Consider the following 13,806-nt stretch of genomic DNA (forward strand, 5'->3'; position numbering starts at 1 on the left):
AATATATGCAAATTGAAAAACTACGCGGGAAAGAATTAGATCAGCTATTTAATGCTGTCTTGTCTTTAAAGGATTTAGAGGAATGTTATCGTTTTTTTGATGATCTTTGTACAGTAAATGAAATTCAATCACTTGCTCAGCGTTTAGAGGTAGCTAGAATGCTCCGGGAAGGCTTTACATACCATAAAATTGAAACAGAAACGGGAGCCTCAACTGCAACCATCTCTCGTGTAAAACGCTGTTTAAATTATGGTAACGATGCGTATGAAATGGCATTAGACCGAATTAAGGAAGAAAAAGAGTAATATTTTGAACACATAATCCCTCTTAGGTGGTTATGTGTTTTTTTTGTTGTGGCTACCTGTCGGTTGAAAGAGGGTGAGCACAATCTGGTGCAACTGACAGGATAATTGCGCATAACCTCAAAAATTTGGCGCATAACTAGAAAATACGCATAAACTTTAAAATTTGACGCATAAACAGGCGGAAATGGCGCATAAAACTTAAAATTTAGCGCATAATCAGGCGGAATTGGCGCATAAAACTTAAAATTTGACGCATAAACAGGAGGAATTGGGACGTTAGCGCTTGGGATTTGCCCATAAATAGCGAGAGTTGCCCCATAAACATCTAGAAAATGCCCATAAATAGCTGAAATTGGCCCATAACCTATTAAAATGTACCCATAAACAGCGGTGAATTGCCCGTAATCAGGCGGAATTGGCGCATAAACCATAAATTTCACGCACAAACAAGTCGAATTCACGCTTAAACTCAAAAATTCACGCATAAAAAGGCGAGTGTATGGCTTCTTTTTTATAATTTTGATTTTTGTGAAAATACCTTTATAAGCCTCGTTATAAACGATACAATAATAGTGTAAACTAGTAGTAGGAGGTGCCACAGCATGACAAGTAAACCAATTCATTACGATGGAAGTGTACCAGCTGAAGCTAACACAGAAAGCGTTACCAGCGAACTGTTACAAATTACAGATGAAATGCGTTTGAATATTAGCGCCAATCCATACGAGGTAAAAGCTTAGATTTGTCAGCCGACAAATCTTTTTTTATTGTTAGGTAGGTTGCCGTGGATAAATCATATTTTTAAGAGCAAAATATTAAAAAATATGAGAAAGAGGGCATAATATGGCTAAAGTTTTATACATAACGGCGCACCCACACGATGATAAAGTATCCTATAGTATGAGCGTAGGAAAAGCGTTCATAGATACGTATAGAGAGGTTAATCCAAGTGATGAAGTCGTTCATATAGATTTATATCGGGAGCATATTCCACATATTGATGTAGATGTTTTTAGTGGTTGGGGGAAGCTACAGCAAGGACAAGGATTTGAAGAGTTATCTTCTGAGGAAAAAAATAAGGTTTCTCGTTTATCAGAACTTAGTGAGCAGTTTGTTTCAGCGGACAAATATGTTTTTGTAACACCTTTATGGAACTTCTCGTTTCCACCAGTGATGAAGGTTTATATTGATGCTGTTGCTGTTGCCGGAAAAACGTTCCAGTATACAGACAAAGGCCCAGTGGGTCTTTTAACAGATAAAAAAGCATTGCATATTCAAGCTCGTGGAGGGATTTATTCCGAAGGACCAGCTGCAGCATTAGAAATGGGACACCGCTATCTAAACATTATTATGCAGTTTTTCGGCGTACCATCATTCGAAGGTTTGTTTGTCGAGGGTCACGCGGCTATGCCCGACAAGGCAGAGCAAATCAAGCGGGATGCAATTGCTCGTGCAAAAGAGCTTGCGAATACGTTTTAATAATTATAAAAAAATGGACAACGTACGTGATGTCAGTCTGTGCATTATGCAGCAAGTCAAAATACGCATTAAACGTAATATTTAGCGCATAAACAGTAAAAATGGCGCATAACATGTAAAATTTCACGCATAAACGCGTGAATATAGCGCATAAACCTCAAAATCTCACGCATAAACTAGCAACTCATAAAGAAACAGTTCAAGCCCATACTCAGAAACGAAATCTCGTCTAAAATCCAACAAACAAGCGCGTAACTATTCAAAGTTACGCGCTTTCGTATCGTACTTTTATTCACCTAACTCAACATTGTGATACACTTGTTGCACGTCTTCTAAATCCTCAAGTACATCAATAAGTTTTTCAAACTGTGCGACAGCTTCTTCATCCGGAAGAGTGATGAAATTTTGAGCTAGCATTGTAAGTTCAGCAACTGTGAAATCAGAAACACCTGCATCCTTAAATGCTTGCTGTACAGCATGGAATTGGTCCGGCTCAGCATAGACGATGATACCCTCATCCTCTTCTAAAATATCGCGAACGTCAACATCTGCTTCCATTAAGATTTCCAGCGCCTCGTCAGCTGTTTTTCCTTCTAAACCAATTACAGCTGTTGCATCGAACATATATGAGACAGAACCACTGACACCCATGTTACCACCATTTTTACCGAAGGCTGCTCGTACTTCTGAAGCTGTGCGATTTACATTGTTCGTTAAGGCATCAACAATAACCATCGAGCCGTTAGGACCGAATCCCTCGTAACGTAGCTCGTCATAGTTCTCTTCAGAGCCACCTTTTGCTTTTTCGATAGCACGATCAATTATATGCTTAGGAACGTTGTATGTTTTTGCGCGTTCCAACACAAACCTCAAAGCTTGGTTAAGCTCTGGATCTGGCTCACCTTGTCGTGCGACAACGTAAATTTCACGTCCGAACTTCGCATAAATTCTACTTGTATTTGCGTCCTTTGCCGCTTTTTTTTCTTTAATATTGTTCCATTTGCGTCCCATTTTTGAACACTCACTTTCAACTTTATACATTCACTTCGTTATTATACCGTATATTCTTGTCTAGTTAAAAGACTATCGATGACGACTTTTAGAAAAGCTATAGTATTGTTACAATACAACTAACATTTTAATTGGGGGTTTATATATGCAGCTTACAGGGAAGGTAGCATTAGTAACAGGGGGATCAAAGGGGCTTGGCCGTGTTATAAGCATGCAGATAGCCGCGGCAGGAGCAAAAGTGTACATTAACTATGCCCATGATTCGAGTGCTGCGAATGAGGTTGTACGTAAGATAGAGCAGAACAGTGGACAGGCTGAAGCTATTCAAGGTGATGTTACTAATGAAGGTGCCGTTTTACGTATGATTGATGAGATAGGTGATATTGACATCCTTGTTAATAATGCAACAGGACCGCAGCCGGAGCTTTCAATTGAAGAGAGCGATTGGCAAGCATACCTTGATCAACTAGAATTCTTTGTAAAAGCACCTTTGCTGTTAACGAAAGCCGTTTTACCTTGTATGAAAAGAAAAAATAGTGGTCGGATTATTAATATTGGAAGTGAGGTTGTCCAAATAGGCAATGCCAATTTTGGTAATTATGTTACAGCAAAGTCAGCTCAGCTCGGTATGACTCGTTCATGGGCAAACGAATTAGGACCGTATGGTATAACTGTTAACATTGTTAACCCTGGTTTTATCCCTGTTGAACGTCATGCTGATGTTAAACAAGACAGCATTAACTTTTATGCTGAAGGAACTGCATTAAAAAGAATAGGAGTACCTCAAGATATCGCAAATAGTGTTGTTTTTTTAGCATCTGATCAAGCTAGCTTCATTACAGGACAAGTATTATCTGTTAATGGTGGCAATACATTTGGAATTTAATTGAATCTTTCTCGTATCCCGTACGTATATTTACAAGGGACTATTTTTAAAAAGAAAGGGAGATTACATGTTAAAGAGAGTTGCGTCAGACGTATTAGGATTAAGTGATATTGGATCAGTTATTAAACCGGTAGACTATGATAAAGTGGATACAGACGATTATGTGATGCATGAGGATAACGAAAAAATCTACTTTTTAATTAAATCCAAATCAGATGAATATTGCTTTACTAACAAAGCTCTCATTCACTTAGATGGAACAAGTGCAGCTAGTAAAAAAAGAATGCTATATCGTTATGAGTACGATATTAATACTGTATCCAATGTTATGTTAGAAACGGCAGGTACAGTAGACCTTGATGTTGAGGTGAAATTCAACATTGGCAGTACACCATTTTCTATTGATGTGCACAAAAAACATATAGAAGAATTAAAAGACCTTTATAAAGCTCTTATAAAAATCGCTGAAATTCAAAGGGATAACGCTACTATGCTAAAATTTGCCGGAGAAAGTTTAAGTCTTGCATCAGCGACGTTGAACCGGACAGAAGGTACTGAAGTAAGTATATCTGATGAATTCAAAGCAATGAATGAGCTCGCGTTTAATTGGTTTGCTCAAACTAAAAAGCAATATAATGTAAAAGATTTCGGAGATGTATTTGAAAGATATATAAACAATTAATTCGGAGCAACGCTTTGCGTCTCATGTTAAGGAAAACTCTAGCCGAATTGCCAAGCTATATGTTGAAAACATAAACAAACGGATGTCCTTGGACATCCGTTTTATCTCGGTAATGCAATATCTTTTATTTTGGCAGCAGTACTTCATCAATGACATGAATCACGCCATTTGATGCTTCAATGTCTGGTTTTACTACATTTGCTTTATTGACTCGAATAGGATCAAGTGAGATTGTTACTTTTTCTTTAGCTAATGTTTTAACCTTCATTCCGTCTTTTAACTCATTCGACATCACTTTACCAGGCACGACGTGGTACAGTAAAATGTCCTTTAAGTCTTCTCTAGCCAGTAATTCCTCAGCTGTTATATCTAATTGTTTTAGTAGTTTTTCAAACGCCTCATCTGTTGGTGCAAATACAGTAAATGGACCTTCCTCTTTCAATGTCTCGACCAAGCCCGCCTTCTCTAAAGCAGCTGCCAACGTATTAAAGTCACCTGCTTCTATAGCTGTATCGACAATGTCCTTTTCACTGCCTTGCTTCTCCGCAGCGAATACTCCCGAAGTTAATGACATGATCATCATGAAAATCAATAATACGAACCCATAGCTTTTCTTTTTCATAAAAAATCCTCCTTTTTTTACCTCATATAAAATTATTAAAGAAACCATCAATCACTTTAATACAGTTTGATATGTAAATCCCTCCCATACGTATAATCTAAAATGTAGTATTTGTTTTTTATGAAATTTCATCCGAAAATTTATCTTTCATAGAATAACTTTTTGAGTGTTGATATTTAGTAAGTTTTTTCTTTCCTATTTTACTTTTCCATCTCATAACAGATTTCGTTCGGTTTGCGATTATACTTTTTATTTACTTCTCAGTACTCAAGCTACAAAGGTTCAGAGGGGAAAACGGAAAACAGTGTTCTTGGCCACATGCCAATCGCTCTAGAAGGCGGATCAGTGCCTCCGATGGCGCTCACCGACGTTAGAAAGCGTCTTCCGTTTAGTAACTATAAATCGAAAATATTTTTAAATATATTTACATAAAAAAATGTCTTTAGGGAAATTTAAAATTGATTAACATTAATTGGAAGGAGATTTATTATGAACAAATTGTTTCTTTTATTGGCAGGTCTTCTGTTATCGGTCTCAATGTTAGCTGGATGTAACGCTGGTGATGAGGCACCACCACCAGCAGACGATGATACAATCATGGAAAATGACATGGACATGGATAACAATGGTTTAGACAATAATAATGGCATGGATAACAACGGCATTAACGGAGATATGGGTATGGATGAAGATGGTGGCATGATGGGCGACGATGAAAATGATGCAAACCCAGATAGAGAGGATATAATTGAAGATCCACAAGATATGAATGATGCAAACAATAAGGACCAATAAGATAAAAAGGTTGCGAGCTAAAAGCCGCAACCTTTTTGGCAGACTGGGGACGGTTCTCGTGCTACCTTCGATGGCAGCATGAGAACCGTCCCCATGTTTCCTTTATGCTTTTGTGAAAAATTCAGCAGATGGATTGACACCTTCTAGCATATCTTTTACACGTTTGCCGATGACCGGATGGTATTGTGGATGAGTGAGAATATAGAATTTCTCATCTTCAATCGCTATAAATACACTTTGAGCAATCGAATCAATAGGGATACCAGTTGTAATGACATGTTGACCACGTGCTAGTCCCTCTTTATAGGTTTTGCTTTCATAATAAGGATTGTTTGGATCAATTTTAAATCGTTCTGGGCGATGGCGATCACAATTATGTAAATCAGTTTGCACAAAGCCCGGACAGAAAACAGACATTTTTATATTCGCATTAATCGCTTGTAAACTGTAATTAGTAGCTTCGGTTAACGCGACAGCTGCATGCTTTGTCGTGTGGTAAGCGACCATGCTTGGTGTTGTTAATAATCCTGCCACAGAGGATGTGTTCACGATATGACAAGGGGTACCTTGCTTAAGCATGATCGGAATAAATGCTCGTAAACCATACACAAGACCGTTCACATTCACACCCATAATCCAATCCCAGTCGTTAACGGGAAGCTCCCAAACAGGTCCAGCGGCAACAACACCTGCATTGTTAAATAATAAGTCGACTGAACCAAACGTATCTATCGTAATTTTAGCTAGAAGTTCGACTTCTTCGTATATAGAAACATCTGTTGCGACGGCAACAACATCTGCTCCCATCTCTATTAACATTGATTCTGTTCTGTACAAATCATTTTTGTCTATATCCGCAATGACAATCTTCATACCACGTGTTGCACATTCCTTCGCTAGTTCAACTCCAAAGCCGTTTCCAGCACCTGTAATAACGGCTACTTTTCCTATGAAATCTTTCATAAACACATGCTCCTCTCAAGTCGAAATATTGTATCGTTACGTTAATAACGTTTACCGCTCTTTTTTTGGGAATAGCACATGAAGCACCATGCTATCATTTACGCTAATACATACGCTTTTTCATAGCCTTCACGTACGGCTTCTGCGATACGGCCTACTGCTCCAGCATCACCGATTACCTTCACTCGAGAGTAGCGGTCTTCTATGTCTTGTAAAAGCTGTCTAGGTCTCACACCCATTGAAAGAACAACAATATCAGCTTCCATTGTGAGTGGTGTTCGAGTGCTGACGGATGCAACTGAGACAGTTGTGTCATTAATAGCGGCTAGCGAATGACCTGTTACAACGTTCACTTTATACTTTTTAAGCTTTTGCGAAATGTCATAAAGAATAGGTGCATATATGCCATTTCCTATTGATTGTTTCATTTCTACAATCGTAACGTCATTTTGTTGACTTGCTAATAGCTCAGCTGTCTCACAGCCTGTCATACCAGACCCAATAATCACTGCTTTTTTTCCAGTAACGGTTACTTTGCCGTCTAAAATATCATTTGCCGTACAAACGTGAGGTAGGTTGATCCCTGGCACATTAGGAATGATTGGTGATGCACCAGCTGCCCAGAACACAGCATAAGGATCTAGTGCGTCTATGTCTTCAAGTGATGGCTCACTGTTTAAACGGACGTCTATATTCATTTCCTTAAGTTCATTAGCTAAATAGTCGACAAACCATGTCATTTTGTCCTTACCAGGAGGCATACCAGCAAGACGTAATGCCCCACCTAAATGCCCTTCTTTTTCAAATAATACAGGGCGGAATCCTCTCATGGACAATGTACGAGCTGCCTCCATACCAGCAGGTCCTCCTCCGATAATCGCAACAGTTCGGTCGTTTCCATTAGTATCAAGTTGAGAGAATTCTAATTCTCGTCCCATTCTAGGGTTAACGGCGCACTTTATACAGCCACCTTTCCCAAGTTCCTCAATACAGTGTAAGCAGGAAATGCAAGGACGGATGGATGAATCAAGCCCTGCAAAAGCTTTGTTACTCCACTCAGGGTCAGCTAACTGAGCTCTTCCAACAGCTACAAAGTCAGTTGCCCCTTCAGTTAATAATGACTCAGCAAATTCAGGCTTGCGGATAACTGATACAGCAATAACAGGAATATTAATGGCTTGTTTGACCCCTTGAGCTAAATGCTTTTTCCAGCCTTGAGGATATGAGGTAGGTTCTACAATGGTGACACCAGACTCATATGTGCCACAGCTAACATTAATTGCGTCCACACCAATACTTTCTAAGTACTTCGCAATTTTTATTGTATCCGCTAGTTTTAATCCACCTTCAACAAACTCATCACCACTTAAGCGAACGCTTACAGGGAAGTCCTTGCCGCATATATGTTTAATTCCTAAAATGATCTCTGTTATGAAGCGAGCGCGATTTACAAAGTCCCCGCCATATTTATCTGCCCGTTTGTTTGTATAAGGACTTAGAAATTGATTGATTAAATATCCGTGTGCGCCGTGAAGCTCTACGCCATCAACGCCCGCCATTTGTGCAATCTTGGCGCCTTTTACGAATTTTTTTATCAAGCCTTCTACTTCTTCAGTAGTTAAAGCTCTTGGCATTTCTTTTGTTCTGTTACACATGATGGCACTTGGGGCTACGATTTGTTTGCCATCAAGTAAATGTGAATGTGTTTGTCTACCAGGATGGTGTAATTGAACAAAAAGCTTTGTATCATATTTGTGTACAGTTCTAACTAATCTTTCAAGCTGAGGAATATGAATAGGCTTCGTTACAGCAAGCTGGTTGGCACAGCCCACGCCTAATTCGTCATCAATTCTCGTAATCTCTGTAATGATTAAGCCGCACCCACCTTTTGCTCTTTCTTCGTAATAGGCGATGAGTTCTGATGATGCTTCTCCGGTGGAGCTTGCAAGTGAGGTACCTATAGCTGGCATCACAATTCTATTTTTTAACTGTAGTGTACCGATACGACCTTTGGAAAACAAATGTGTATAAGTCATTGTATAACCTCCTTGTGAAATAATGAGCAATTAAATTAACTTAACTGTATCACAGAGAAAATACGTGGCATATGTCCGTTCTAGACAAAAAATTACGTTTGTTTTGTGCTTTGTGAATGAATGCACAAAGACTCTGTTCAGACGAAAAGCAATCAAGTATACTTTAAGAGGGTGATACTATGCTAATAAGTAAGATATATGAAAGATTATCAGATCAGTTTGAGTCACGAGTTCTAGTTTCTAGGGAGCCTGCTGTTGTCGAGGATGTGTATTTTATATCACGAGAAAACATGCAAAAGCTCAACAGTCGCTGTATGTATGTGTTACAAGCATCGCAGCTAGATTTGTATTGCGCAGCCCTAATAGACTGTCACGTTGTTTTAGTGGAGGACGTGAATGCAAGCAGTGAGAAGTTAAAGCAACTTATGAAAACGGTTTGTAGTCTCATCATCGTTAAAAATACATGCATATTTAGTGTGTTTAATGCAGTAAAAACTATCTATCAATCTCAATATGTATTTTACAAGCAATCGCATCAGCTATATGAGGGGTTAGTTACTAAAAGTAGTTTACTAGACGTTATGGAGATTGGTGAAAAGCTGCTGAATAACCCTATCATTGTCATTGATGAAAGCTTCAAGGTCATCCAATATACGAAAAGGCTTCATTTGACAGATGAAATTTGGGCTAGAAATGTAGCAAAAGGCTTTTGCTCATATGAATTTATTACAGAAGTTAATAAACTGAAAGCGCTTGCCAATTCTCCGGATTCACATATTCCGTTTTCCATTGAGTGTCATGCCAATAAAATTAAGAAGTGGGTTAGTAAATTATATATTAATAAAGAGCTTAAAGGGTATGTTATCGTACCAGAATGCTATACACCTGTTACCTCCGAACAACTAAAGCTTCTTGGTGAACTAGCACAGATTATTTCATTTCATTTAAATCACCATGCAGAGTCATCGATGGCGATTTCATATGGTATGTTAGAGGAAAAACTATTTGTAGATTTAGTAGCTAACACTATTCATTCAAAGGATGAACTGGAAAGTCGTCTGCAAGCTTCCAAGCTTACATTACTGACATACAAAAGATTAATTGCTATAAAAGCCAAAGATAGTACAAAACGAGCTAAGTGTTCAGAGGATATACAGAATCAAATTCGCTTACTTCTTCCTAACAGTAAGCAATTTATTTATAAAAAAGATTTATATGTACTGTTATCAGATAAAGAAAAAAGTCCAGCCAAATGGGAAAAACTATGTAGTAACGTTTCGTCCCTTTTAGAAAGGCACCATTTACATGGGATGGTAAGTGACATTTTTACTGATTTGTATGATTTGAGCATACAGTACAAACAGTTAGAAAAGGGATTCGAGCTAGTGTCCCTTTTAGATAAGCAATCTTCTCTCTTTTTCTATAATGATTTAAAGTTCTATCATCTGCTAGATGACTTTGTTGATAAAGACAAATTACTTTCATACTGTCATCCGGCAATACTTAAGCTAAAAGAGTATGATGACAAAAATAAAACAGATTACTACAATACGTTGTTTATGTATTTATTACATAACCAAAACATTCATGATACAGCAGATATGCTCTATATTCATAGAAATACATTAAAATATCGTTTGAATAAAATTCTCGAGTTATCACAATTGAATTTAAAAGAAGGTGAAGTAATTTTTCAAATCGCTTATTCATACATGATCTTAAATTATATACGAAAAAAAGAAATGCAGCGTGGGGACGGTTCTCGTGCTTCCTTCGAGTCATGAAGGCGCACGAGAACCGTCAAACAACAATGAAAAAAGTCTAGTTTGAAGGATTTAATGTAATTATTAACGATATATAGGATTGAAAGAAGTTAATCAACTACATATAGTAGATGATTAGCTTCTCTTTTTCGTAGCTGCTACTTTTTTAGCGTCCTCGAGCTGTCCCCGTGTTTCCTTACCTATTTTAGTTCTGCTATAATGATTTAATGGAAATTATAAGATGGAGGAGTTACATATGTATGAAATTTCAGAGTGGCGTCATGTATTCAAGCTTGACCCCGCAAAAGAGCTTAGTGATGAAGCGTTAGAAAGACTTTGTGAGTCGGGGACTGATGCCATAATGGTAGGAGGTACGGATGACGTCACTCTTGATAATGTTCTTCAGCTTATGGCTCGTATTCGTAGATATGTAGTTCCATGTGTACTGGAGGTTTCTAATCTTGAAGCTCTTACACCTGGATTTGACTATTATTTCATTCCTTCTGTTCTAAATAGTAAAGACCGCGAGTGGATTGTTGGGCTGCATCATGATGCTATTAAGGAATTCGGGGATATTATGAACTGGGATGAAATTATATTTGAGGGATATTGTATCTTAAATGATGAATGTAAGGCCGCCCAGGTCACAAAAGCCGATACAGCATTAAGTAGCGAAGATGTTATTGCTTATGCTCGTATGGCTGAAAAAATGCTACGTCTACCAATTTTTTATATGGAATATAGCGGAACATATGGAGATGTGAATGTTGTGAAGGAGGCAAAAGCATCACTCACACAGACGCAGCTCTTTTATGGCGGTGGCATTCGTGATGACAAGCAAGCCGTTGAAATGGCAAAACACGCTGATACGATAGTGGTAGGTAATATTATTTATGATGATGTAGAGGCAGCACTTCAAACTGTCCGAGCTATAAAGAAAGATAAGTAATAAGCAAATTATATGTTATAATAGAAACAAATGTTCGATAAAAGGGACGGTGTATGACTTGGGTATAATCTCTAAACAATTGTTAACAGGTTTGAATCCGGAGCAACAAGAAGCAGTAAAAGCAACGAATGGTCCGCTACTTATTATGGCTGGAGCGGGAAGTGGTAAAACACGCGTGCTGACCCATCGTATAGCTTATTTAATGGCTGAAAAACAAGTAGCACCTTGGAATATTCTTGCTATTACCTTTACGAATAAGGCAGCACGTGAAATGCGTGAGCGTATCCAAAAGATTGTCGGCGGTGTCGCAGATGATATTTGGATTTCAACATTTCACTCTATGTGTGTTCGTATATTGCGACGTGAAAGTGATAGGATTGGTATAAATAGAAACTTCTCGATTTTAGATCCAACAGATCAGCTATCTGTTATTAAAAATATTTTAAAGGAAAAGAATATTGACCCGAAAAAATTTGAACCGCGTGGAATTCTCTCTGCAATTAGCAGTGCCAAAAATGAGTTAAAAACATATGAGGATTATGGCAATTTAACAGGTGGTTATTTTGAAGATATCGTCAGTGATGTGTATGAAGCGTACCAAAAGCGACTTCGTAAAAATCACTCGCTTGATTTTGATGATCTAATTATGACAACAATTCAGCTATTTAAAGACGTACCAGAGGCGCTTGAATACTATCAAAACAAATTTCAATACATTCACGTTGATGAGTATCAAGATACGAACCATGCACAGTACATATTAGTAAGCTTGCTTGCTAATCGCTTCAGAAATATTTGTGTTGTGGGTGATTCAGATCAGTCGATTTATCGTTGGCGTGGTGCAGACATTGCAAATATATTATCGTTTGAAAAAGAGTATCCAAATGCGAAGATTGTGTTGCTAGAACAAAACTATCGCTCATCTAAAACAATTCTTGACGCTGCAAACAGTGTCATAGAACGTAACACGAACCGTAAGCCGAAAAAACTATGGACAGATAATGACACTGGTGAAAAAATCACATACTTCCGCGCTAACAATGAATATGCAGAGGCTGAGTTTGCAGCAGGGAAAATTCGTGACCTAGTTAGTGGAAATAAGAAAAGTTATTCTGATTTTGCTTTTCTTTATCGAACGAATGCGCAGTCACGTGTAATAGAAGAAATTCTGCTTAAATCAGATATTCCATATCAAATCGTCGGTGGGATTAAGTTCTATGAACGTAAAGAAATTAAGGATATACTTGCCTATTTGCGAGTCATTGCAAATCCTGACGATGATTTGAGCCTAGCACGTATTATTAATGTTCCAAAAAGAGGTGTAGGTGCCGCTTCCGAGGATAAAATTGCTGACTACGCAATAGCACATGGTCTATCGGTGTATGAGGCGCTTGATAAAATAGACGACATTGGCCTCAGCACAAGGGTAGTTAAATCACTTGCTGAATTCCGTGATATAATCCAAAATCTTTGGAAAATGCAAGAGTACCTGTCTGTTACAGAACTAGTAGATGAAGTAATTAATAAGACAGGCTATCGAGCGATGCTTGAAGCGGAAAAAACTTTAGAAGCGCAAAGTCGCCTTGAAAATATTGAGGAATTTTTATCAGTAACGAAAAACTTTGAACAAAAAAATGAAGATAAAAGTCTTGTTGCTTTTTTAACAGACTTAGCACTGATTGCTGATATTGATTCTGTTGATGAGGACGATGAAGCAGACCAGGATAGTGTTATTTTAATGACACTTCACTCGGCAAAAGGACTAGAGTTCCCTGTCGTATTTTTAATGGGGCTAGAAGAAGGGGTATTTCCTCATAGTCGTTCCCTAGAGGATGAAGCAGAAATGGAAGAGGAACGCCGTCTTGCCTATGTTGGGATTACACGCGCCGAAGAACAATTATATATTACGAATGCAGGCTCGCGTACATTATACGGACGGACAAATTATAATGAAGTGTCCCGTTTTATCAATGAGATTCCAGAGGAGCTTATTGAAAAAGAGCATATAGAAGTACCACGTTCTACTACACAAATCAATACACCATTTAAACCTGGTGTTGTGCAAAAATCCATTCACAAAACAACAGGTGGAGAAAAGGCTGATTGGCAGGTTGGCGATAAAGCTAGCCATGGCAAGTGGGGTGTAGGAACCGTTGTAAGTGTGAAGGGTTCTGATGAGGATAAAGAGTTAGATATCGCATTCCCAGGCCAAGGTGTGAAACGCTTATTAGCAAAATTTGCACCAATTACAAAGATATAGAGTTATGTTAGTTAATGATGCCGTATACTAAAGTATACGGCTTGTATTTAATCGA

General features: G+C 38.1%; 13 protein-coding genes. 9 read left to right on the forward strand and 4 right to left on the reverse strand.

The window, feature by feature from the left end:
* The first annotated feature begins 5 nt into the window (after positions 1–5).
* The 3 genes from EJF36_RS01985 to EJF36_RS01990 all read left to right on the forward strand — a co-directional run bounded on the left by EJF36_RS01985 (position 6) and on the right by EJF36_RS01990 (position 1,784).
* Positions 6–305 (forward strand): YerC/YecD family TrpR-related protein, encoded by a 300-nt coding sequence (locus EJF36_RS01985; RefSeq protein WP_125904760.1) that lies wholly within the window; start codon positions 6–8, stop codon positions 303–305.
* A gap of 602 nt (positions 306–907) precedes the next feature.
* Positions 908–1,045: a hypothetical protein gene (locus EJF36_RS21380; protein WP_185806788.1), complete on the forward strand. Its 138-nt coding sequence runs from the start codon at positions 908–910 to the stop codon at positions 1,043–1,045.
* A gap of 103 nt (positions 1,046–1,148) precedes the next feature.
* Entirely contained in the window at positions 1,149–1,784 is a 636-nt protein-coding gene (locus tag EJF36_RS01990) for an FMN-dependent NADH-azoreductase (protein WP_125904761.1), read from the forward strand.
* A gap of 288 nt (positions 1,785–2,072) precedes the next feature.
* Here the strand turns inward: EJF36_RS01990 and EJF36_RS01995 are convergent, their stop codons facing one another.
* Positions 2,073–2,795, reverse strand: a complete 723-nt coding sequence (locus tag EJF36_RS01995) for a YebC/PmpR family DNA-binding transcriptional regulator (RefSeq protein WP_125904762.1) — start codon at positions 2,793–2,795, stop codon at positions 2,073–2,075.
* Positions 2,796–2,940: 145 nt separating this feature from the next.
* Here EJF36_RS01995 and EJF36_RS02000 point away from each other — a divergent pair, with 145 nt between their 5' ends.
* Positions 2,941–3,681, forward strand: a complete 741-nt coding sequence (locus EJF36_RS02000) for an SDR family oxidoreductase (RefSeq protein WP_125904763.1) — start codon at positions 2,941–2,943, stop codon at positions 3,679–3,681.
* A 67-nt stretch (positions 3,682–3,748) separates the two neighbouring features.
* Positions 3,749–4,363, forward strand: a complete 615-nt coding sequence (locus tag EJF36_RS02005; protein ID WP_125904764.1) for a PH domain-containing protein — start codon at positions 3,749–3,751, stop codon at positions 4,361–4,363.
* A 124-nt stretch (positions 4,364–4,487) separates the two neighbouring features.
* Here EJF36_RS02005 and EJF36_RS02010 read toward each other — a convergent pair whose 3' ends face one another.
* The gene (locus tag EJF36_RS02010; protein ID WP_125904765.1) at positions 4,488–4,985 is read right to left on the reverse strand and encodes a fasciclin domain-containing protein; all 498 of its coding nucleotides are present in this window, start codon (positions 4,983–4,985) and stop codon (positions 4,488–4,490) included.
* Between the two features lie 489 nt (positions 4,986–5,474).
* Here EJF36_RS02010 and EJF36_RS02015 point away from each other — a divergent pair, with 489 nt between their 5' ends.
* Positions 5,475–5,780 (forward strand): hypothetical protein, encoded by a 306-nt coding sequence (locus EJF36_RS02015; RefSeq protein ID WP_125904766.1) that lies wholly within the window; start codon positions 5,475–5,477, stop codon positions 5,778–5,780.
* A gap of 102 nt (positions 5,781–5,882) precedes the next feature.
* Here EJF36_RS02015 and EJF36_RS02020 read toward each other — a convergent pair whose 3' ends face one another.
* Positions 5,883–6,743 carry an SDR family NAD(P)-dependent oxidoreductase gene (locus EJF36_RS02020; protein WP_125904767.1) on the reverse strand — a complete coding sequence of 287 codons (861 nt, stop codon included), beginning with the start codon at positions 6,741–6,743 and terminating at the stop codon, positions 5,883–5,885.
* Between the two features lie 98 nt (positions 6,744–6,841).
* Positions 6,842–8,779, reverse strand: a complete 1,938-nt coding sequence (locus EJF36_RS02025; protein ID WP_125904768.1) for an NAD(P)/FAD-dependent oxidoreductase — start codon at positions 8,777–8,779, stop codon at positions 6,842–6,844.
* 179 nt (positions 8,780–8,958) lie between these two features.
* Here EJF36_RS02025 and EJF36_RS02030 point away from each other — a divergent pair, with 179 nt between their 5' ends.
* The 3 genes from EJF36_RS02030 to pcrA all read left to right on the forward strand — a co-directional run bounded on the left by EJF36_RS02030 (position 8,959) and on the right by pcrA (position 13,751).
* Positions 8,959–10,563, forward strand: a complete 1,605-nt coding sequence (locus EJF36_RS02030) for a PucR family transcriptional regulator (protein ID WP_125904769.1) — start codon at positions 8,959–8,961, stop codon at positions 10,561–10,563.
* Positions 10,564–10,798: 235 nt separating this feature from the next.
* Positions 10,799–11,491 carry a heptaprenylglyceryl phosphate synthase gene (gene pcrB / locus EJF36_RS02035; RefSeq protein WP_125904770.1) on the forward strand — a complete coding sequence of 231 codons (693 nt, stop codon included), beginning with the start codon at positions 10,799–10,801 and terminating at the stop codon, positions 11,489–11,491.
* A gap of 58 nt (positions 11,492–11,549) precedes the next feature.
* Positions 11,550–13,751 carry a DNA helicase PcrA gene (gene pcrA / locus EJF36_RS02040; RefSeq protein WP_125904771.1) on the forward strand — a complete coding sequence of 734 codons (2,202 nt, stop codon included), beginning with the start codon at positions 11,550–11,552 and terminating at the stop codon, positions 13,749–13,751.
* The last annotated feature ends 55 nt before the right edge of the window (positions 13,752–13,806 follow it).

Origin of the sequence: Bacillus sp. HMF5848, from assembly GCF_003944835.1 — a bacterium.
In the GTDB taxonomy this organism is placed as follows: Bacteria; Bacillota; Bacilli; order Bacillales; family HMF5848; genus HMF5848.